General features: G+C 39.6%; 23 protein-coding genes. 17 read left to right on the top strand and 6 right to left on the bottom strand.

The window, feature by feature from the left end:
• Positions 1–135: 135 nt before the first annotated feature.
• The 6 genes from FQT24_RS07390 to ilvD all read left to right on the top strand — a co-directional run bounded on the left by FQT24_RS07390 (position 136) and on the right by ilvD (position 7,537).
• The gene (locus FQT24_RS07390) at positions 136–2,166 is read left to right on the top strand and encodes a BglG family transcription antiterminator (protein ID WP_143952589.1); all 2,031 of its coding nucleotides are present in this window, start codon (positions 136–138) and stop codon (positions 2,164–2,166) included.
• Positions 2,167–2,169: 3 nt separating this feature from the next.
• Positions 2,170–2,454: a PTS sugar transporter subunit IIB gene (locus tag FQT24_RS07385; RefSeq protein ID WP_000912476.1), complete on the top strand. Its 285-nt coding sequence runs from the start codon at positions 2,170–2,172 to the stop codon at positions 2,452–2,454.
• A gap of 12 nt (positions 2,455–2,466) precedes the next feature.
• Positions 2,467–3,813, top strand: a complete 1,347-nt coding sequence (locus FQT24_RS07380; RefSeq protein WP_000975289.1) for a PTS ascorbate transporter subunit IIC — start codon at positions 2,467–2,469, stop codon at positions 3,811–3,813.
• Positions 3,814–3,816: 3 nt separating this feature from the next.
• Positions 3,817–4,674 (top strand): transketolase, encoded by an 858-nt coding sequence (locus tag FQT24_RS07375; RefSeq protein WP_024056493.1) that lies wholly within the window; start codon positions 3,817–3,819, stop codon positions 4,672–4,674.
• The gene (locus FQT24_RS07370) at positions 4,671–5,603 is read left to right on the top strand and encodes a transketolase family protein (RefSeq protein ID WP_023947581.1); all 933 of its coding nucleotides are present in this window, start codon (positions 4,671–4,673) and stop codon (positions 5,601–5,603) included. Before FQT24_RS07375 ends, FQT24_RS07370 begins: the two co-directional genes overlap by 4 nt.
• Before the next feature lie 230 nt (positions 5,604–5,833).
• Complete coding sequence (gene ilvD, locus FQT24_RS07365) at positions 5,834–7,537, top strand: dihydroxy-acid dehydratase (RefSeq protein ID WP_000137346.1); 1,704 nt, start codon at positions 5,834–5,836, stop codon at positions 7,535–7,537.
• A 211-nt stretch (positions 7,538–7,748) separates the two neighbouring features.
• On the opposite strand, the gene FQT24_RS07360 is transcribed toward ilvD, so the two are convergent.
• Positions 7,749–8,090, bottom strand: a complete 342-nt coding sequence (locus FQT24_RS07360; RefSeq protein ID WP_033681053.1) for a metal-sulfur cluster assembly factor — start codon at positions 8,088–8,090, stop codon at positions 7,749–7,751.
• 167 nt (positions 8,091–8,257) lie between these two features.
• On the opposite strand from FQT24_RS07360, the gene hisS reads away from it, so the two are divergent.
• The 11 genes from hisS (at position 8,258) to FQT24_RS07305 (ending at position 16,572) form a co-directional block, all read left to right on the top strand.
• Positions 8,258–9,547 carry a histidine--tRNA ligase gene (gene hisS / locus FQT24_RS07355; protein WP_143952588.1) on the top strand — a complete coding sequence of 430 codons (1,290 nt, stop codon included), beginning with the start codon at positions 8,258–8,260 and terminating at the stop codon, positions 9,545–9,547.
• 142 nt (positions 9,548–9,689) lie between these two features.
• Positions 9,690–10,154, top strand: coding sequence for a hypothetical protein (locus tag FQT24_RS07350; RefSeq protein ID WP_143952587.1), 465 nt, complete (start codon positions 9,690–9,692; stop codon positions 10,152–10,154).
• A gap of 9 nt (positions 10,155–10,163) precedes the next feature.
• Positions 10,164–10,370 carry a helix-turn-helix transcriptional regulator gene (locus FQT24_RS07345; protein WP_001176233.1) on the top strand — a complete coding sequence of 69 codons (207 nt, stop codon included), beginning with the start codon at positions 10,164–10,166 and terminating at the stop codon, positions 10,368–10,370.
• A complete protein-coding gene (locus FQT24_RS07340) occupies positions 10,370–10,567 on the top strand; it encodes a hypothetical protein (protein WP_143952586.1) in 198 nt (65 codons plus the stop codon). Before FQT24_RS07345 ends, FQT24_RS07340 begins: the two co-directional genes overlap by 1 nt.
• Before the next feature lie 2 nt (positions 10,568–10,569).
• Positions 10,570–11,310 (top strand): DUF3169 family protein, encoded by a 741-nt coding sequence (locus FQT24_RS07335; RefSeq protein ID WP_049500506.1) that lies wholly within the window; start codon positions 10,570–10,572, stop codon positions 11,308–11,310.
• A 10-nt stretch (positions 11,311–11,320) separates the two neighbouring features.
• Positions 11,321–12,145 carry an ABC transporter ATP-binding protein gene (locus tag FQT24_RS07330; protein WP_000621673.1) on the top strand — a complete coding sequence of 275 codons (825 nt, stop codon included), beginning with the start codon at positions 11,321–11,323 and terminating at the stop codon, positions 12,143–12,145.
• Positions 12,138–12,836 carry an ABC transporter permease gene (locus FQT24_RS07325; RefSeq protein WP_000488844.1) on the top strand — a complete coding sequence of 233 codons (699 nt, stop codon included), beginning with the start codon at positions 12,138–12,140 and terminating at the stop codon, positions 12,834–12,836. Before FQT24_RS07330 ends, FQT24_RS07325 begins: the two co-directional genes overlap by 8 nt.
• A gap of 9 nt (positions 12,837–12,845) precedes the next feature.
• Positions 12,846–13,487, top strand: a complete 642-nt coding sequence (locus tag FQT24_RS07320; RefSeq protein ID WP_000771204.1) for a CPBP family intramembrane glutamic endopeptidase — start codon at positions 12,846–12,848, stop codon at positions 13,485–13,487.
• A gap of 17 nt (positions 13,488–13,504) precedes the next feature.
• Positions 13,505–13,735 (top strand): hypothetical protein, encoded by a 231-nt coding sequence (locus FQT24_RS07315; protein WP_000832184.1) that lies wholly within the window; start codon positions 13,505–13,507, stop codon positions 13,733–13,735.
• A gap of 154 nt (positions 13,736–13,889) precedes the next feature.
• Entirely contained in the window at positions 13,890–15,653 is a 1,764-nt protein-coding gene (gene aspS, locus FQT24_RS07310) for an aspartate--tRNA ligase (RefSeq protein WP_033681065.1), read from the top strand.
• A complete protein-coding gene (locus FQT24_RS07305) occupies positions 15,631–16,572 on the top strand; it encodes a YitT family protein (protein ID WP_000806291.1) in 942 nt (313 codons plus the stop codon). Before aspS ends, FQT24_RS07305 begins: the two co-directional genes overlap by 23 nt.
• A gap of 29 nt (positions 16,573–16,601) precedes the next feature.
• Here the strand turns inward: FQT24_RS07305 and FQT24_RS07300 are convergent, their stop codons facing one another.
• From FQT24_RS07300 to FQT24_RS07280, 5 genes are all read right to left on the bottom strand, one after another.
• Positions 16,602–17,588 carry a LacI family DNA-binding transcriptional regulator gene (locus FQT24_RS07300; protein ID WP_120719255.1) on the bottom strand — a complete coding sequence of 329 codons (987 nt, stop codon included), beginning with the start codon at positions 17,586–17,588 and terminating at the stop codon, positions 16,602–16,604.
• A 9-nt stretch (positions 17,589–17,597) separates the two neighbouring features.
• Positions 17,598–18,398, bottom strand: coding sequence for a DUF1189 domain-containing protein (locus FQT24_RS07295; protein ID WP_143952585.1), 801 nt, complete (start codon positions 18,396–18,398; stop codon positions 17,598–17,600).
• A 145-nt stretch (positions 18,399–18,543) separates the two neighbouring features.
• Entirely contained in the window at positions 18,544–19,386 is an 843-nt protein-coding gene (locus FQT24_RS07290; protein WP_001065648.1) for a sugar ABC transporter permease, read from the bottom strand.
• A gap of 1 nt (position 19,387) precedes the next feature.
• Positions 19,388–20,680 carry a sugar ABC transporter permease gene (locus tag FQT24_RS07285; RefSeq protein ID WP_185952555.1) on the bottom strand — a complete coding sequence of 431 codons (1,293 nt, stop codon included), beginning with the start codon at positions 20,678–20,680 and terminating at the stop codon, positions 19,388–19,390.
• A 109-nt stretch (positions 20,681–20,789) separates the two neighbouring features.
• Entirely contained in the window at positions 20,790–22,061 is a 1,272-nt protein-coding gene (locus FQT24_RS07280) for an extracellular solute-binding protein (RefSeq protein ID WP_000095466.1), read from the bottom strand.
• Between the last annotated feature and the right edge of the window lie 31 nt (positions 22,062–22,092).

Below are 22,092 nucleotides of genomic sequence, written 5' to 3'. Positions count from 1 at the left end.
AATAGAAAGTTGACAAATAATCACTAAAAAGTTTCAGCCCAATAATTACTTATAGGAAGTGAGATTATATTGTGCTGAAATACTCTTTTATTCTTATAACTTTTACACTATAATTGTAGTTAGAAAGGAAGAGAAATGTTTGATTATAGAGCACTAGTTATTTTGATGACTTTGATGGATCATTGTGAGCTATCATTATATGAATTATCTGTTAAGGTGAGCTTACCTATAAAGGAAGTCAAAGAAGGAATAGATTATTTAGTGCCTTATCTAGCTAATAAAGGGATAGTGCTGGATAAAAAACAAGGTCGCTATAGTTTATCAAATCGTACGAAGCAGTCTTTGACAGATATTATTAAGTCGGATGAATTGGTTTTACCAAAGTCGACTCGCTTAGCATTAATCTATCTTTACACTTTTTGCCGATTAGATTTTATATCGAATAATCATTACCAAGACTTTTTGAAAGTAAGTAAGAATACAACCTTATCTGATATTCAATCATTAAGAAAGATTATGTTGGATAATGATTTGGAGCTAGGGTACAGTAGAGCAAAAGGTTATACTTTACACGGTTCAGAGTGGAATAAGCACCGTTTATCTTTTCAAATGGTTAGTGAGTTGCTGGAATCCTCCATAGGGATTTGGGGGTTGGATTATGTTTTATCCAGTTGGGGGTATTCATTAACTTATGATTTGATTGATCAGGTAGTTAAAGATTATTATGAAAAGCTACAGATAGTACCTATTGTTAATCAATTAAAAGTTTGCCTTTTCGGTTTAGTATTCATTATATGTAGGTATCAAAGGGATGTTGAAAGAGTATGTCTTTCAGAGACATTAGTATCTCCTATTATTCAAGATATAACGACTATTTTATTAGATACAGTAGTTGATTTGGGAATTATAGATACGGTATTTTCAGAGGATGATTATCGCTATGTCACAGTTTTATTATCAAGTTGCTTTGAAGGTGAAGTAGATGTTGCTCCGGTTTACTTTAATCAATTAACAGAGGCTATTATAAGTAGAATGGAAGATATTTCTTTGTTACATTTTAAACAAAGAGAAGTATTGAGAGAAAATCTTCGCCGCCACCTTATACCGGCTTACTATAGATTAAAGTTCGGCTTACCTAGCTCAAATGAATATGTGTTGCATGTTAAAGAACATTATCCTGATTTATTTGAACTAGTAAAAGATTCTTTGACTCCCTTGATGGACGCTATTGACAAGCCCATACCTGATAGTGAAACAGCATATTTTGTTATCCATTTTGGAGGATATTTAAAGAAAGCAGACAATTTGCCTCAAAAATGTTATAAAGCAGCAATTATCTGTCCTAATGGAATTAGTTCTTCATTGATGATAAAAGAGAATCTATTAGCATTATTCCCTCAAATTGAGTTTATAGGAACCTCAAAGATTGATGATTTATATGCGAAAACTAGTAGTGACTATGATATGGTTTTTTCTACTATAAAGGTGGATACAGAGAAGCCAAATTATCTAGTTTCTGTTATGATGACGGAAGAACAAACAACACAGTTAGTTGAATTGGTATCAAAAGATTTCCCAGATACAGGTTATCGAGATATTGAGCTTAATCAGATAATTAGCATAGTAAGACGATATAGTGTAATCACACAAGAATTAGAGTTAAAATTAGCATTAAAGAGGTATCTCTATCAAGAAATGAACAGAAAGGAAGTGTTACCATTGTTAGAAGAATTAATTACAAAAGAAACTTATCAGGTTAGTTCGGAAAAATTAGGATGGAAGGAGGCAATTCGTTTAGCAGCTAAACCGCTTTTGGATCAACATAAGATAACTGAGAACTACCCTGAGGCAATGATTCAAAAAGTAGAAGAGTTTGGGCCTTTTATTAATTTAGGGAAGGGAGTAGCAATTCCTCACGCTCGGCCAGATGAAGGTGTGAATGAAATAGGAATGTCAATGTTAGTTTTGGAAGAACCGATTTATTTATTGGATAATCCAGAACAGGAGGTAAGATTGTTGATTTGTATTGCAGCCATTGATAATGAGAGTCATTTAAAGGCTTTGTCACATTTAACAACAATTTTAAGAGATAAAAATCATGTTCAAACTTTAATATCATCAAAAAACTATGATGACATTGAAATGATAATTAAACAGGAGGATTAGATAATGTTAAAAATTGGTACAGCTTGTGGTTCAGGATTAGGTTCAAGTTTTATGGTACAGATGAATATTGAATCTGTATTGAGTGATTTGAATGTTTCAGATGTAGAAGTTGAACACTATGATTTAGGTGGAGCAGATCCAAATGCTGCTGATATTTGGATTGTTGGTCGTGATCTAGCTGATTCAGCTAGTCATCTTGGAGATGTTCGTATCTTAAATAGTATTATTGATATGGATGAACTACGAGAATTAATTACGAAACTTTGTGAAGAAAAAGGACTTATATAGGAGGCTAGCGTCATGATGAAGTTCATATTGGATATTGTTAGTACACCAGCTATTTTAGTAGCTTTAATTGCAATCTTAGGATTAGTTCTTCAGAAGAAGAAATTACCTGATATTATTAAAGGTGGAATTAAGACCTTTGTTGGTTTCTTAGTTGTATCTGGTGGTGCAGGAATTGTACAAAATTCTTTGAATCCATTTGGTACCATGTTTGAGCATGCTTTTCATTTATCTGGCGTTGTGCCGAATAATGAAGCAATTGTAGCTGTAGCTTTAACAACATATGGCTCAGCTACTGCAATGATTATGTTTGCAGGTATGGTATTCAATATCTTAATTGCTCGTTTTACTCGATTCAAATATATCTTTTTAACAGGGCACCACACTCTATATATGGCGTGTATGATTGCGGTCATTTTATCAGTTGCTGGCTTTACTAGCTTGCCTCTTATCTTACTAGGAGGATTAGCACTCGGTATTATTATGAGTATTTCCCCAGCATTTGTGCAAAAATATATGGTTCAATTAACTGGAAATGACAAGGTGGCTTTAGGTCATTTCAGTTCTTTGGGATATTGGTTAAGTGGTTTCACTGGTAGCCTTATCGGTGACAAATCAAAATCAACAGAGGACATTAAATTCCCAAAGAGTTTAGCTTTTTTACGTGATAGTACTGTTAGTATTACTTTATCTATGGCAGTTATTTACATTATTGTAGCTATCTTTGCAGGGTCAGAATATATAGAAAAAGAAATCAGTAATGGTACAAGTGGTCTAGTTTATGCTTTACAATTAGCAGGTCAATTTGCAGCAGGTGTATTTGTTATTTTAGCAGGTGTTCGCCTTATTTTGGGTGAAATTGTTCCAGCCTTTAAAGGTATTTCAGAGCGTCTTGTACCTAATTCAAAACCTGCTTTGGATTGTCCGATTGTTTATACTTATGCACCTAATGCAGTCCTAATTGGATTTATCTCTAGTTTTGTCGGTGGTTTAGTAAGTATGGCAATTATGATTGCTTCAGGAACGGTTGTCATCTTACCAGGCGTTGTGCCTCATTTCTTCTGTGGAGCGACTGCAGGTGTCATTGGGAATGCATCTGGTGGTGTTCGTGGAGCCACTATTGGAGCATTTTTACAAGGTATTTTAATTAGTTTTCTTCCAGTCTTTTTAATGCCAGTTTTGGGAGGACTTGGTTTCCAAGGGTCAACTTTCTCAGATGCAGATTTTGGTCTATCAGGAATTATTTTAGGAATGTTGAATCAATTTGGCTCACAAGCAGGCATTGTTATTGGTCTTGTTCTTATTCTAGCAGTTATGTTTGGAGTATCCTTTATTAAAAAGCCATCTGCAAAGGAGGAATAAGGGATGATTTTAAGTGAAAATAGAGAAGATGAGTTAAGAAAATTTGCAACAAAAATCCGATTAAATACTCTTAGAACATTGAATCATCTTGGATTCGGCCATTATGGAGGGAGTCTGTCTATAGTAGAAGTTTTAGCAGTGCTTTATGGTGAAATAATGCCGATGACTCCAGAAATATTTGCGTCACGAGATAGAGATTATTTTGTTTTATCCAAGGGACATGCTGGACCAGCTTTGTACAGCACACTCTATTTGAATGGTTTCTTTGACAAAGAATTCTTATATTCTTTAAATACAAATGGAACCAAATTACCGTCTCATCCTGATAGAAATCTAACGCCGGGCATAGATATGACAACTGGCTCTTTAGGACAGGGAATTAGTGTTGCAACCGGACTTGCATATGGTCAGAGAATAAGAAAAAGTCCCTTTTACACCTATGCTATTGTTGGAGATGGTGAGTTAAATGAGGGACAATGTTGGGAGGCTATACAGTTTGCTTCTCATCAACAGTTATCTAATTTAATTGTATTTGTAGACGATAACAAAAAACAATTAGATGGTTTTACAAAGGATATTTGTAATCCAGGTGATTTTGTAGAAAAATTCTCAGCATTTGGGTTTGAATCCATTAGGGTCAATGGTTCAGATATTAGAGAAATTTATGAAGGGATTATCCAATTAAAACAGTCAAATAATTCATCCCCTAAGTGTATTGTATTAGACACTATTAAAGGTCAAGGAGTTCGAGAGCTGGAAGAAATGAAATCCAATCATCATCTTCGCCCTACTGTAGAGGAGAGACAAATGTTAACTTCAGTTGTAGAAAGATTAAGTCAGGAATTGGAGGAAACAGAATGATGAGAAGTACGAAAGAATTACGACATGTGTATAGAGATTTCCTTCTAGAAGCTAACCAAAGTTATTCTGATATAGTAGTTTTAGAAGCAGACTTGTCAAGTTCGATGGCTACTAATAATCTTGAAAAGGACTTTGGAGACCGTTATGTGAATGTTGGGATCATGGAAGCAGAAATGGTCGGGCTTGCAGCAGGTTTATCTATTCAGGGGTTTAGACCTTATCTTCATACATTTGGCCCTTTTGCTTCACGAAGAGTATTTGATCAATTATTTATTTCTCTTGGGTACGCACAATTGGATGCCACTGTGATTGGCTCAGATGCAGGAGTAACGGCAGAGATGAATGGTGGAACACATATGCCATTTGAAGAAATTGGATTGTTACGTTTAATTCCTAAATCAATCATTTTTGAAGCAACTGATGATATCCAATTTCGTGAAATCTTGAACCAGACATTAGAATTAAAAGGACTAAAATATATTCGAACAATTAGAAAAGCTCCAGAGGCTGTATATCAAGGTGGAGAAGATTTTTCTAAAGGCTACATTGAGTTAAGACACGGTGAAGATGTTGTAATAGTTGCTTCTGGCATAATGGTTGCTCCAAGTATTCGAGTTGCGGATGAACTGTCTAAATTAGGTTATTCAGTAGGTGTGATAGATTTATTTAGAATCAAACCGATACCAGAACAGATAAAAACAATGTTAAGCGGAAAAACTATATTTACTGTAGAAAACCACAATCAGATAGGTGGAATTGGCAGTGCTTTATGTGAATTATTCTCTGATGATGGAATAACAAAAATTCATCGGATGGGTGTTCAAGAAAGATTCGGTCAAGTAGGGAAAATGGATTATCTTCTTAATGAGTATGGTTTGAGTGAATCGAATATAAAAGAGAAAGTTTTAGCGTTTTATAATGCAAGATAGATGTTAAATACACTTATCTGAAAGAACTTCTGTAAAAATTACATTACGTTATTTAAAGCGAGCGGATTAAAAGCATATTCTGGTAATCAGAAAGTGCCCTGATCCGCTTTGTTGTTTTTAATTTAAAATGTTTATATGTGTATAGAATTTTCTGAAAATTCAAGAATTTTCTTCTGTTCATTGCTTTTAAAATGTGCTATAATAGTAAAAACTGAAATGGGAGGGAACAAATGACTGAATTAGATAAACGTCACCGCAGTAGCATTTATGACAGCATGGTAAAATCACCAAACCGTGCCATGCTTCGTGCGACTGGTATGACAGATAAGGACTTTGAAACACCGATTGTTGGGGTCATTTCGACTTGGGCGGAAAATACACCATGTAACATTCACTTGCATGATTTTGGGAAATTGGCTAAAGAAGGTGTAAAATCAGCAGGTGCTTGGCCTGTGCAGTTTGGGACTATCACTGTAGCGGACGGGATTGCCATGGGAACGCCTGGTATGCGTTTCTCTTTGACATCTCGTGATATTATTGCGGACTCAATCGAGGCAGCTATGGGAGGCCACAATGTGGATGCCTTTGTTGCTATCGGTGGCTGTGATAAGAACATGCCGGGTTCTATGATTGCTATTGCTAATATGGATATTCCAGCTATTTTCGCATATGGTGGAACCATTGCACCGGGAAATCTTGATGGCAAAGACATCGACTTGGTTTCTGTCTTTGAGGGGATCGGGAAATGGAACCACGGTGATATGACAGCTGAGGACGTGAAACGTCTTGAATGTAATGCCTGCCCTGGACCTGGTGGCTGTGGTGGTATGTATACTGCTAATACCATGGCGACTGCTATCGAAGTTCTCGGTATGAGTTTACCAGGATCTTCATCTCACCCAGCTGAATCAGCTGATAAGAAAGAAGATATCGAAGCAGCAGGACGTGCTGTTGTTAAGATGTTGGAACTTGGTCTCAAACCATCAGATATCTTGACTCGTGAAGCCTTTGAAGATGCCATCACTGTGACTATGGCTCTCGGTGGTTCTACAAATGCCACTCTTCACTTGCTTGCCATTGCCCATGCTGCCAATGTTGACTTGTCACTTGAGGACTTCAATACGATTCAAGAGCGTGTGCCTCACTTGGCTGACTTGAAACCATCTGGTCAGTATGTCTTCCAAGACCTCTACGAAGTCGGTGGTGTGCCTGCGGTTATGAGATATCTCTTGGCAAATGGTTTCCTTCATGGAGACCGCATTACATGTACTGGTAAGACTGTAGCTGAGAACTTGGCTGACTTTGCAGACCTTACACCAGGTCAAAAAGTTATCATGCCTCTTGAAAATCCAAAACGTGCGGACGGTCCATTGATTATCTTGAACGGGAACCTTGCTCCTGATGGTGCGGTTGCCAAGGTATCAGGTGTTAAAGTACGTCGTCACGTTGGTCCAGCTAAGGTCTTTGACTCAGAAGAAGATGCTATCCAGGCCGTTTTGACAGATGAAATCGTTGATGGCGATGTAGTCGTTGTTCGTTTCGTTGGACCTAAAGGTGGTCCTGGTATGCCTGAGATGCTGTCACTTTCATCAATGATTGTTGGTAAAGGTCAAGGAGACAAGGTTGCCCTCTTGACGGATGGTCGTTTCTCTGGTGGTACTTACGGTCTGGTTGTGGGACATATCGCTCCTGAAGCTCAGGATGGTGGACCAATTGCCTACCTTCGTACAGGCGATATCGTTACGGTTGACCAAGATACCAAAGAAATTTCCATGGCCGTATCTGAAGAAGAACTTGAAAAACGCAAGGCAGAAACAACCTTACCACCACTTTACAGTCGTGGTGTCCTCGGTAAATACGCTCACATCGTATCATCTGCTTCACGCGGAGCCGTAACAGACTTCTGGAATATGGACAAGTCAGGTAAAAAGTAAATTGAAAAAGCAAGCCAACTTAGGCTTGCTTATTTTCATCTTCAAAAGTGATTTGCTTGCTTATACTCAATAAAAATCAAAGAGCAAACTAGAAAGCTAGGCGCAGGTTGCTCAAAACACTGTTTTGAGGTTGTGGATAGAACTGACGAAGTCAGTAATCGTACTACGACAAGCCGACGCTGACGTGGTTTGAAGAGATTTTTGAAGAGTATTAACGAGGTGGCAGTCCAAGGGCAATGCGGCCGTAGCGACTGATTCGTGTGATCTTCCAAGCAGGCGACCAGGTAACTTCAACCTTGACATCTTCGATACCCTCGATTTGTTTCAGACCTGCCACGATTTCGATAGGCAGGCTTTCGGCACAATCGCAGGCTGTGTCAGTGAAGGTCATGACAATCTTACAGAGACCTGTTTCGTCCAGATTGATTTCATAAATCAGTCCTAGATTGTAAACATCCAATTCCACATCTGTATCAAAAACCTTCTCTAGTTTTTCGATAATTTGGTCTTTTAAGGCCAAAGCACGGTCATTGATTTTGATATCGTCTCTCATTACAGTCCCTCCACGTGATAAATATCCTCTATTTTCTCATAATTCTGACAATTTGGCAAGTTTTTGATGAATTTTCTGAAAAGACTCTCTTGAGATTTTCTTCTCTCACTGTTTTAATCCCTCTATTTATGGTAAAATAAGACTATTAAGTTTAAAGAGGATTCCCTATGAAATTACAAAAACCAAAAGGAACGCAGGATATTTTACCTGCTGAATCTGCCAAATGGCAGTACGTTGAAGACTTTGCCCGTGAGATTTTCAAGCGCTATAACTATGCAGAAGTGCGCACGCCTATTTTTGAACATTATGAGGTCATCAGTCGCTCTGTCGGAGATACAACGGATATCGTAACCAAGGAAATGTACGATTTCTATGACAAGGGTGACCGTCATATTACCCTCCGTCCAGAAGGAACAGCGCCAGTTGTCCGTTCCTATGTGGAAAATAAACTCTTTGCCCCAGAAGTGCAAAAGCCAAGTAAGTTCTACTACATGGGCCCTATGTTCCGTTATGAGCGTCCACAGGCAGGACGTTTGCGCCAATTCCACCAGATTGGTGTTGAGTGTTTTGGCTCTAGCAATCCAGCTACCGATGTGGAAACAATCGCGATGGCAGCCCATTTCTTGAAAGAAATCGGTATCCAAGGTGTCAAATTGCATCTTAACACTCTTGGAAATCCTGAGAGCCGTGCAGCCTACCGTCAAGCCTTGATTGACTATTTGACACCGCTTAAGGAGACCTTGTCTAAGGATAGCCAACGTCGTTTGGAGGAAAATCCTCTCCGTGTCTTGGACTCTAAGGAAAAAGAAGACAAGGTAGCAGTAGAGAATGCGCCTTCTATCTTGGACTTCCTTGATGAAGAAAGCCAAGCACACTTTGATGCTGTGCGTCAGATGTTGGAAAATCTTGGAGTAGACTATATCATCGATACCAATATGGTGCGTGGTCTGGACTACTACAACCATACCATTTTCGAGTTTATCACTGAGATTGAGGGCAATGACCTGACAGTCTGTGCGGGTGGTCGTTACGATGGTTTGGTTTCTTACTTTGGAGGCCCGGAAACTGCTGGATTTGGTTTTGGACTTGGTGTAGAGCGCCTACTTCTCATCCTTGAAAAGCAAGGTGTGGCCCTCCCTATCGAAAACGCCCTAGATGTTTATATCGCAGTCTTGGGTCAAGGAGCAAATGTCAAGGCCTTGGAGTTGGTACAAGCTCTTCGCCAACAAGGTTTCAAAGCAGAGCGTGATTACCTCAACCGTAAACTCAAAGCTCAATTCAAGTCAGCCGATGTCTTTGCTGCTAAAACCCTCATCACCCTAGGAGAGAGTGAAGTCGAAAGTGGACAAGTGACAGTCAAGAACAACCAAACAAGAGAAGAAGTGCAAGTGTCGCTTGAGACAATCAGCAAAAACTTCTCAGAAATTTTTGAAAAACTAGGTTTTTATACTCAATGAAAATCAAAGAGCAAACTAGGAAGCTAGCCGCAGGTTGCTCAAAACAGTGTTTTGAGGTTGTGGATAGAACTGACGAAGTCAGTAACCATATCTACGGCAAGGTGAAGCTGACGTGGTTTGAAGAGAGTTTCGAAGAGTATTAATGATAGATAAACTGGTCAGGAACCCACTCCTGACCTTTTTCTTTTGCAAAATGACAAAAATCATAAACTTTTTGACAAATATGCTTGTCAAAAAGAAAAAGATGTGTTACAATATAATCAAGTTAAGAGAAAAGGAGCAGGGAACGATTATGTGGGCATTAGGATTTGTACCTCTTGTGATTATGTTTTATCTCTATCATACCCAAAGGGTCAAGAAATTAGAGAATAAAATCAAAAGAATTGAGCAAAAACAGAAAGGAAATAAAGAAATGTCAAGATTATTAAAAGAATTGATTGGGAAAACACCGACAATCGTTGGACAAGTTTTTGGAACAGATAACTGGGAAGTTGTAGATGTAGATGAGGAATGGGTCAAGCTACGTCGTGTTAATAAAAAAGGAAAAGAAAAATTCAAACTACAACGCATTGAGGATATCCAGACAGTTGAATTTGACGGAGAGTAGGTGTGTAACATGCAATTAAAAAATCGTCTAAAAGAGCTGCGGGCTCGCGATGGCCTCAATCAAACCGAACTAGCCAAGCTAGCAGAGGTTTCCAGACAGACCATTAGCCTATTAGAACGGGACGAATACACCCCATCCGTTGTGATTGCCTTGAAAATATCTCAGATTTTCAACGAAACAGTCGAATCGGTATTTCGCTTGGAGGAGGATGAGTGATGAACAAGTATAAAGTGATTTATTATGTCGTTGTCGTAGCTCTGTTAGTCAGCGTATTTCTACTGATTGGGATAGACTTAGGTTGGTTTAGTCCCTATCAAAGTGACCAATTTATTTGGGCCTACTTTGCTCTCATCCCAGTAATTGAATGGATTGAAAAGAAATCCAAAAATCTAGCAAGTGAAAAAGGAGAATGAAAATGAAAAAGAAAAATAAAGGTGGATTGTTATTTTTAATGTCTGTTGTCTTTGGAGGTTTCTTGGGCGGTTTTGTAGGGATGTTTAAGGCTGCTACCGAATCCCACGAAATTATTTTAGATGTAAAAGTCTTGATACCATGGATATCAGCTATTTGTTTATTGATAGGTTTCATTAGCATTCTTTTGACTTTCAATTTCTTAAAGAAAAGCAGAAAATTTCACTCCTTGTATCAAGAGGAAATGGACGATGATCTGAATGAAACCTATTATGTGCAAATGAATCGTAATCTTGAGTTTGGAACCATTGCTTTTCATATTACAAGTGTAGCGATTTTATTGGCTCTCTTTATTTCAGGAAGTGAAGTGATTGTACTAGATAGAAGCAATCTAATCTTACCTCTTTCTTTTTTGGGATTAGTGTTGATTTTTAATGCTCAAAAATATTTTTATAAGACTATTGCGATTGTTCGTCAGTTTGATTTGGCATTTTTCTCTACACCAAAGGATTATTTAGACTATGTCAATTCTTACGATGAGGGGGAGCGCCAGGCTAATTTGGAACAGAGTTTTCGAATTTTATTCCAATTAAACCAATATGTCTTGCCAGGTCTCTACTTTTTGATTGCTCTCTTTTCCTTGCTGACAGGAGAGATTCAGTTACTAGCTTTCTTGCTGGTAGGAGTGATCCATATTTATATCGGTGTGATGCAGTTGCCTATGGTGAAACGTTATTTTAAATAAAGGAGTTTCTATGATTCGTGTTGAAAATGTAAGCAAAAGTTTTGGGAGCAAAAAAGCTCTTCATCAGATTTCTTTTGAGATTAAGGAGGGGGAAATCTTTGGTTTTCTTGGGCCTTCTGGTTCAGGTAAAACAACCATGATCAATGTCTTAACAGGTCAGTTGGCTGCAGATCAAGGTAAAACAATTTTGTTAGGCAAGAATTCTCAAGATTTAACCTCAAATGATTTGGAACAAATTGGTATTGTTAGTGATGGAAGTGGTTTTTATGAAAAGATGAGTCTTTACAAAAATCTTCTCATCTATGCTAAGCTATATGGTCTCAAGTCAGATAGAGTAAATCAGGTGCTCCAACAGGTTGGATTGGCAGATGCTAAAGATATTATCGCAGAAAAGTTATCTACTGGAATGAAACAACGAATGTTCTTGGCTCGTGCCCTTCTGAATGCTCCTAAGATTCTCTTCCTAGATGAGCCAACTAGTGGTTTAGACCCTACAACATCTAAGATGATTCATACCCTACTTCAAGAATTAAAGCAGGCGGGGACAACTATCTTTCTGACCACGCATGATATGAATGAAGCAACTCTGCTTTGTGATCGCTTATCTCTTTTGAATAAGGGAAACTTAATAGAGTATGGAAGTCCACAAGATATTATCCAGAAGTACCATGTGGATAAGAAAGTACGTGTGGTTTATAATGATGGACGAGAACAGATAGTCCCATTTGAAGAATTACCACATTTAGACACGACAGATTTGATGGTGGTTCACTCTTGTGAGCCGACTTTAGAAGAGATCTTTATCAGATTAACAGGAGAAAAGTTAGATGTTTAGAAAATTAAATGCCCTACTATGGTTAAGATTACAAGTCCTTATTAGCAATTCATCTTTGTTGGCGACTTTATTGATGCCTTTTGGTATTGCTGTTTTATATAATGAATTCATGAATAAGAATGGAGAATTGAGTATGTTTCTCCTCTCTACGAGTTTGACCATGGTCTTGAGTATGGGAAGTGGTTATATGGTATCGATTATGATGGCAGAAGATAAGGAAAAACGAAATCTGAAATCACTCATCCTAAGTGGTGTGACAGCAACAGAATATACTTTCAGTATGCTTGTTCTCCCTATTCTGATAATGTTACTTGCTATGATTGTACTTCCCATCTATCTTAGAGTAGATGTATCTGGTTATTTAGTTGCCTACGTTATCTATTTGGTCTTAGCAACTATTAGTGTTATTTTTCTCAACCTTCTAATCGGTGCGGTGTCAGATACTCAATCTAAAGCGCAAGTTTATAGTATCTTCCCTATGCTAATCGTATCTTTTTTACCCATAATTGCTCTTCAAAATGATACGGCTCAAAAAGTGTTGGATTACTCGTTCGTTGGTCCTATTGTAAATCTTTTAAATAAAAAAGGTGGAGAAATATCTTTTTCTAACATTGGTATGTTACTTGCCTGGGTATTTGTGTTAGGAATAGCAAACCTCTTTGTATTGAAAAACAGCTATAAAGCAAGATAGGAGAACTTTATGAAACTACTTAAAAACCTTGGCTGGTTTCTTCTAGCCATTCTATCCTTTTTATTCATCTATGGCTTCATTCAGGTGCTCGCGACTACGTCGCTTGCCTTAGGCGGTTCACCCTATGCTGTTACCCTACTCTATGTAGCCTTGGCTGGAGTTTATGTGTACGGCATTTACAAATGGTATCAGAAAGCTCCTGTTCGTATTGAGAAGAGTGGCTTCAACCGATTTATTTGGCTTCCTGCCTTGGTTTGGTTCCTATCTCTGGTTGTCCAGTTTTTCTTGCCAAATGATCCTTCAGTAAATCAGCAAACAGCGATAGACTTGACCTTGTCTCAACCACTTTTCTCATTCTTTGCGGTCGTTATTTTTGCTCCTTTGACGGAAGAACTTATCTTTAGAGGGATGTTAGCACGCTACCTCTTTCCTAAGCAGGACAATAGGAAACAAACTCTGATTTTTCTTCTGGTATCCAGTGTTCTGTTTGCCTTGATTCATTTCCCAGGTGATGTGCAACAATTTTTAGTCTATACTAGTCTTGGTTTTAGCTTGGGCTTGGCTTATATTAGCAGAAAAGGTCTGGTCTACAGTATTTCTCTCCACGCTTTGAATAATTTAGTCAGCTTTTTGATGATTCTCATGCTATAATAGAGTCAGGAGGTCACATGAAACGAGTAATTTTATTAGCAGTGATTCAAGCAGTCGTTCTATTTTTCATCATTGGAGCGCTAGCTTATGCCTTCAAGGGCGATTTCTTCTACAACTATCTAGCAGTTGTCTTTGCCCCTATTGCAGGTGTCTTGCGCTTTGGGACAGCCTACACAACGGAAATTGTCTTGCCTCGAAAGGCAGCCGAAATTGCTGAAAAGCGTAAAGCAGGCAAAAATTCAAAATAAAAGAGTCCGGTGAAGTTCATCGGATTTTTGTATGGACGTTAATTTTTAGAGGATTCACTTGATTTTTAAAGTCAGGCAAACTTTTCTGCTGATTTTCATGAAGAGCCTGCGCTTTTATGGTAAAATAGTAACAGAATAAAAGAGGAGAGAAACAATGAAACGTAGTATGTATGCTGGTCGTGTTCGTGAGGAACACATCGGACAAGAAATGACCTTGAAAGGATGGGTTGGCCGTCGTCGTGACCTTGGTGGTTTGATCTTTATCGACCTTCGTGACCGTGAAGGAATCATGCAGTTGGTTATCAACCCTGAAAAAGTCTCTGCAGAGGTCATGGCAACAGCTGAAAGCCTTCGTAGTGAATTTGTTATCGAGGTGACTGGTCAGGTCGCTGCGCGTGAGCAAGCCAATGATAAGTTACCAACTGGTGCAGTTGAGTTAAACGTGACAGCTCTGACAGTGCTGAATACAGCTAAGACAACCCCATTTGAGATTAAGGATGGCATTGAGGCCAATGACGATACACGTTTGCGTTACCGTTACCTTGACCTTCGTCGTCCAGAAATGTTGGAAAATCTTAAACTTCGTGCTAAGGTGACCCACTCTATCCGCAACTACTTGGATGAGTTGGAGTTTATCGACGTGGAGACACCATTCCTTTCTAAGTCAACGCCTGAAGGGGCGCGTGACTATTTGGTGCCATCTCGTGTTAATAAAGGGCATTTTTACGCGCTTCCTCAAAGTCCGCAAATCACTAAGCAGTTATTGATGAATGCTGGTTTTGACCGTTACTACCAAATCGTTAAATGTTTCCGTGACGAGGACTTGCGTGGTGACCGCCAGCCTGAGTTCACACAGGTTGACTTGGAAACATCTTTCCTTACTGAGCAAGAAATCCAAGATATCACAGAAGGCTTGATTGCGCGTGTCATGAAGGAAACAAAAGGCATTGAAGTCACTCTGCCTTTCCCACGTATGAAGTATGACGATGCCATGGCTCTTTACGGTTCTGATAAACCTGATACCCGTTTTGACATGTTGCTTCAGGACTTGACCGAAGTGGTCAAAGGTGTGGACTTTAAAGTCTTCTCAGAAGCACCTGCTGTGAAAGCCATTGTGGTCAAAGGAGCTGCGGACAACTATTCACGTAAAGACATCGACAAGATGACCGAAGTAGCCAAACAGTACGGTGCCAAAGGTCTTGCTTGGGTCAAGGTTGTGGATGGAGAATTAAACGGACCAGTTGCTAAGTTCTTGACTGGTATCCAAGCAGAATTGACAACAGCTCTTGCTCTTGAAGATAAGGACTTGGTTCTCTTTGTGGCAGATACGCTTGAGGTAGCTAATGCAACACTTGGGGCCCTTCGTGGACGTATTGCAAAGGAGCTTGGCTTGATTGACAATGATAAATTCAACTTCCTTTGGGTAGTTGACTGGCCAATGTTTGAATGGTCTGAAGAAGAAGGTCGTTACATGAGCGCCCACCATCCATTTACTCTACCACAGGAAGAGACTGCTCACGAATTAGAAGGTGATTTGGCGAAGGTTCGTGCCATTGCTTACGATATTGTCTTGAACGGTTATGAACTTGGTGGTGGTAGCCTTCGTATCAACCAAAAAGACCTTCAAGAACGTATGTTCAAGGCTCTTGGTTTCTCAGCCGAAGAAGCAAATGACCAGTTTGGTTTCCTTCTTGAAGCCATGGACTATGGTTTCCCACCACACGGTGGTTTGGCTATCGGGCTTGACCGTTTTGTTATGTTGCTTGCTGGAGAAGAAAATATCCGTGAAGTTATTGCCTTTCCTAAGAACAACAAGGCAACTGACCCAATGACACAAGCTCCTTCAACAGTAGCTCTTAAACAACTAGAGGAACTCAGCTTACAAGTAGAAGAAGATGAAACAAGCAAAACGAATTAAGCGGTGGCGCTATTATCTGCGCCGCTTTGCTTATCAGATAAAAATTTTACGTGTCTTACAAAGCATCTCTCGGGAAAAATATGATGAGAAGATTTCGGCTTCTCTGGTCTATGGCTTTTTATCAGCAGTAGCGGTCAATTTCTTTTTCCAACCGGGGCATGTGTATTCGAGTGGTGCGACAGGTCTGGCACAGATTATCTCTGCCTTGAGTAATCACTGGTTTGGTTTTCATATCCCGATTTCGCTAACCTTCTATGCCATTAATTTTCCTTTGATGGTCTTGGCTTGGTATCAGATTGGCCATAAGTTCACCGTCTTTACCTTTATCACGGTATCCATGAGTTCCTTCTTTATCCAGTTCGTCCCTGTGGCGACCTTGACGGAGGATCCCATTATCAATGCCCTTTTTGGGGGTGTTGTCATGGGCTTGGGGATTGGTTTTGCTCTTCGCAACAATATCTCCAGTGGTGGGACGGATATCGTCAGCCTGACTATTCGCAAGAAAACAGGTAAGAATGTCGGTAGTATTTCTTTCTTGGTAAATGGGACTATCATGCTGATAGCAGGTTTGACCTTTGGTTGGAAGTACGCTCTCTACTCAATGATTACCATCTTTGTCTCTAGCCGTGTGACAGATGCGGTCTTTACCAAGCAAAAACGAATGCAGGCCATGATTGTGACCAATCATCCAGATAAAGTAATTGAGAAAATCCATAAAAAATTGCACCGCGGAGCAACCATGATCCACGATGCAGAAGGAACCTATAATCACGAGAGAAAGGCAGTTTTAATCACTGTCATTACACGTGCAGAGTTTAATGAATTTAAACAGATTATGAAACAGGTGGATCCAGGCGCTTTTGTCTCTGTATCTGAGAATGTTCATATTCTGGGACGGTTCGTTGAAACAGAAAATTAGTAATCAAAAAAACCAGCGCGAGCTGGTTTTTATTTTTCGATAATTTTGTGGGCGATTAACTGACGGTAACAAATTTGTTTATTGCTCTTAGCATCGTTGATAATCTGAAGAATCGTTTCAAATGATGTTCGACCAAGTTCTAGGCTATTGATATCGACATAGGCTGCCAAGTTGAGCTTGGGATTGACAGAGTCGAAGCTGAGAACAGGGACATCCAGTTGGTGCTTAGCGATGTAGTCACAGACCCCTTCAGCTAGGAGACTATCGGTTGTAATGATAGCATCAATCATAGGATCGTGTTTAAACAAACGCTTACTAAATTGATAACCTTTTTCTTCTAGAAATTCGTTCGCAAAATAGGTCAAGTTACTATCAAGAGGCAGTTGGTACTGTTTGAGTGCTGACTCATAGCCTGTTAAACGGTCTTGTGTTACGAAGAGTCTCTTAGTCCCTCCAATAAAGGCAATTCGTTTGCAGCCTTTTTTGATGAAATATTCAGTCGCATCAAAGCCAGCTTGAACATTGTCATTATCGACAAGTGGAATGAAGGGGGACAGAGATTTTCCGAGGATGAGGAAGGGAAACTGCTCATCAGCCACCAGTTTGACTAAAGGATCTTCCTCTTCGGCATAAAGGAAAATTAAACCGTCTACACGTTTACCATAGACCATTTGTGAGATGGCAGTAAGACGCTCCTTCTCATCTTTCCCTGTTGCTATCTGAATGGCATAGTGGTTTTCAGATGCGACTTGAGAGATGCCGCGTAGGACTGATGGAAAGAAAGGATTCTGGTAGAAGGCATCTGAGTCATCAGGAAGAACTAAGCCGATAACTTGCGTATAGCTACTCACCAAGCTACGAGCGTTGAGGTTGGGGTGGTAATTAAGCTCCTTCATCGCCTTGCGAACACGTTTTTTTGTTTCGTCGCTAATGGTTGATTTGTTTTGAATAACACGGGTTACGGTTGAAGGCGAAACACCAGCAGCCTTGGCCACGTCTTTAATCGTAACGGGCATAAAAATCTCCTATTTATGGTAATCTGGATCACGGAAATGCGTTTTATAAAAGATAGTGACTAGATACAGAACAAAAAGAATGTTTTGTACAGTGATGAGATTTGACATATTTTGGCCAAAGAGTCCCAAAATAAGCGTAATTAGAGTAGGTAATCCTAAACAGTTCAAGATAAAATGGTAGCACTCTTTAAAGGTCCTAAATGAAAAGAGGCGTGATTTCTTAGTGATATAAAGGAGAAGACTAGCTCCTAGAGAGACAATGAAGAAATTCAAACCAAAGAGGAAGCTCGCACCGAGAACCAGAAAGAGACTGATATAGACACGATTCTGCTGGTACCAGTCTTTAGAAATAGCTTGGGTCAAGCTGTCTTTACTTTTGAAACTCTCAGTCTCAATCGCCCGGTAAGAGATACGAGTCAGTTCCTTACTTTCCTTGCTGATAACCAGTTCTTTTGTATCGAAATGCAGTTGCAAGTCCTTAGGTAACTCCTTGCTTTGACTTGGACCGATCACAATAGAAGGCGCTTGACTAGCTGTTCCAGTATAAGTTAATTTGCCATCGATAATTCTAGCATGTTCAGAGAGATCCTGGACAACCTTATCTGTCAATGGTTCATAGACATTATCGATAAAGGTTTCTAGCGGATAAGTCTCCTGCGAGCTGTTTTGGATGGCAATGGGTACCATAGACAAGCTGATAAGGAAGATACTGGTAAAGAGAAGTTGAAACCAGTTGAGTCCGAACCGTTTGGACAGGGGCTTACGAAATCCCCAAATACTTGAAAAATAAGAAAATGGATATGGAAGCATAGGTATCTTTCTAAAAGGTGTTTTCTATATGAGTATTATTATATAGAGAAATGTGCTTTATTTCAAGTCTAGGAGAAAAATTGCTTGCTACAAGGATAGTTTTATAGTCACAAGCTTCAAAATGAAAAAGGGTGGCGGGGATATATTATCCCTTGTCGCCACCACTTGTAAGTCCTGAAACAAAGTTCTTTTGTAGGAAGAAGAAGAGAATACAGATTGGAAGGGCGATGAGGATAGCACCTGCTGAGAAGTAGGCGATCTTCATGTTTTTCACATTGCTAACGAAGGTTTGGAGACCTACGGCAACAGTAAAGTATTCTTTCTCACGAAGCAAGAAACTAGAGAGGATGTAGTCCCCGAAAGGTCCCATGAAGGCCCAGAGAGCTTGTACGGCAACCATTGGGCGAACAAGTGGAAGAACAATTTGCCAGAAGCGGCGGAAGTGTCCTGCACCATCTAGTTTTGCAGATTCGTCTAGAGACATTGGCACTGTATCGAAGTAGCCTTTCATGAGCCAAGCATTCATTGGGATACCTCCACCAACATAAAGGAAGATGAGGAACCAGCTGTGGTTAAGGGCGTTCAACATAAGTGCCATAACGAAGAAGGCAGTCAAAGCGGCCATGGTTGGCACCATTTGGATAATCAAGAAGAAGACCAAACTTTGTTTACGAGCCAAGAAGTTGTAACGGCTGTAGGCATAACCAGCAAGTACGATGATACTTGTTTGAACAACCATGGTAATCAAGGCGATAATCAAAGTGTTGAGGTACCAAGTACCGTACAAGGTTTCAGTGAAGAGGCCTTTAAAGTTATCAAAATTGAGGTCGATATTAGTATCTAGTTTAAAGGCTGAGACGTTACCTGCTTTAAAGGCTGACATGATGGTAATCAAAAGTGGATAGATAATCACGATTGATAGGCCAATTAAGTAGAGGTAAGTAAGGGTTTGAGTCAGTCTACGTTTGAGTTTAATTGAGTTATTCATCTTAGACATCCTCCATATCAAATGCGTGTAGTTTCTTGAATGCAATCATAGAGATTGAGATGACAATGATAGAGATAATCAAGGTAACAGCTGCCGCCATTGAGTATTGAGGAGATGTACCTGTTGTCAAACGGTAGATCCATGAGATCAAGATATCGGTTGAACCAGCTCCACCTCCGACACTACCAGGTCCTCCACCATTGAAGAGGTACATGATAGAGAAGTTGTTAAAGTTGAAGGTGTATTGGCTAATCAAAGTAGGTGCTGCAACGGCCAAGATCATTGGGAAAGTGATGTTGCGGAATTTTTGCCAAGCATTAGCACCGTCAATATAAGCTGCTTCGTAAAGGTCGTTAGGAATAGATTGCAAGATACCCAAGGTCAAAACGTAGATGTATGGGAATCCAAGCCAACCTTGCATCATAATCAAGGCAATCTTAGTCCAAGTTGGGTCTGTTTTCCAAGGGATAAGAGCCCCATCAAGGAAAGGAAGGAATTTAGCAAAGATTGGCAAAACTTGAGTGTTGATAGCTCCGACACTATCGTTAAACATGTTTGAGAATGTCAAGATAGTGATGAAGGCTGGGACAGCCCAAGGAAGAAGGAAAATAACACCAAAGATACGTTTTCCTTTGATAAATGGTTGGTTAGCAATGATAGCTGTGAAGATACCGATTACGATTTGTAAAGTTGAGGCAGCCAAAGCCCAGATGATAGTCCAAGAAAGAACGGCACCGAAGGCAGAACGGAAGGTACTCAAACTCCAGATGTTCGTAAAGTTCGTCAAACCAACCCAGTCCAACAATTTGTTTGGTGGTAAGTGTTGGAAGTCATAGTTGGTAAAGGCGATCATCAAGGTTACGATAACTGGGAAGATAATCGCGAAGGTCATGGCAACATAAGATGGAATGATCAAGAGGTAAGGGAAACCATTTTCATAGATTCCTTTGACCATTTCTTTAAAGGTAAGTGCTACTGGAATACCATTATTAATGTGTTTGGCAGTTGTATGAGCATCTTTAATATTTGAGAAATAAAAGAGTACATAAACAACTACAAAGATTAAATGGAAGGCGCCACGAATCAGCATAAAGAGGGAATTGTCACGACCTGGCTTGTCACCAAGAGTGATGAGATTGCTCAATTCAGGGGCTGCAAGTGCTAGGAAATAAAGGACAAATACGATGGTTACACCAAGGAAGATAAAACCTTTGGCTTTTTGTTTATTGTAAATCTGTCCTAACCCAGGAATGATAGACAGCAGGGCTGCTTTACTAGGTTGTTGCTTTTCCATAATAACTCCTTTCATAGGATACCGCTTTTTATAAGAAAGCTAAATTATTTGTGTTTCTATTGATAAATTCAAAGGGGGATTTGATTTCCACCCCCCTTGAACAAATTTTTTATTCACCAAATTTTTGTTTGATTGTTTCTTTGATCAATGTTACAGCATCGTTTGCAGCTGTCTTAGCATCTTTCTTACCGCTCACAGCTTCAAACAACATTGTTTTAGCTGGGTCCCAAACAGCTGACATTTGAGAGATGTTTGGCATTGGTTGAGCGTTCTTGAACTGTTTGATAACAGCTGTTGTCAACTCATCATTTTTACCTTCAGCGTATGAACGAGCTTCAGTGTTAGCTGGGATTTCATTAGTTTTATCGTAGAAGGCTTTTTGTTGTTCAGTTGAAACAAGGAAGTCTACAAATTTTTGAGCAGCTTCAAGGTTCTTAGTGCTTGATGGGATGATCCAAGCTTTACCACCACCAAATGCTGCGTAGTCTTTTCCGTTTGGAAGAGTTGGGATAGTTGCAACACCGTAGTTTACTTTAGCGTCTTTGAAGGCTTGAGCTTTCCAAGGTCCATCGATGATAGCAGCTGTTTTACCTTCTTGGAATTGAGTTTGGATTAGGTTTCCAGCTCCTTCCGTATCTTGCATACCTTTAGGCCATTTTTCATACCAAGTTTTAGCGTATTCTACACCTTTGATAGCGCCGTCGTTTGCAAGACCGATGTCTTTAGCGTCTTTACCGTTTTGTCCGAATACGTAACCGCCGTTACCAGCAAGAAGTCCGTATGCAAAGTAGAAGTTTGTCCAGTCAGCTAGGAAAGCAGAAGTTTTTCCATCTTCTCCAGCGAATGCGTATTTGCTATCTTTAGCAAGGTTTTCCAAGTCAGCAAATGTTTTTGGAGCTTCTTTTACCAAGTCTTTGTTGTAGTACATAACAAGTGACTCGATAACGGCAGGAGCACCGTAAACTTTACCGTCAGCAGCTGTTACAAGAGATTTAGTTTTATCATCTGTTTTAGCACCGTCGCTCAATTTCACTTCTGAAAGTTGTCCGTCAGTACCAAGGCTACCTACACGGTCGTATGGAGCCATCATAACGTCAGGAGCTTGACCTGATTGGTTGTCAAGAGAAAGTTTGTCAAGCCCACCCATTTGGTCACCAGATTTGATGTTAACTGTTGTTCCTGATTGTTCTTTATAAGCTTTAGCTACTGTTTCAGCATAAGCTTTGTATTGGTCCTCAACGTAAAGAGTGATTTCTTTCGCTTCAGATGAACCAGAATCAGCAGGTTTATCAGCAGTTTTGCTTCCGCAAGCTACCAAAAGCAAGCTAGCAAGTGTAGCAGTTCCAAGCACAGCAGCGCTCTTCATGAATTTAGATGACATAGTGTATTCCTCCTAAAGAATAACAAATTTT

The organism is Streptococcus mitis (assembly GCF_901542415.1).
Lineage (GTDB): Bacteria > Bacillota > Bacilli > Lactobacillales > Streptococcaceae > Streptococcus > Streptococcus mitis_BL.
This window is presented reverse-complemented; position numbering and strand designations above follow the sequence as displayed.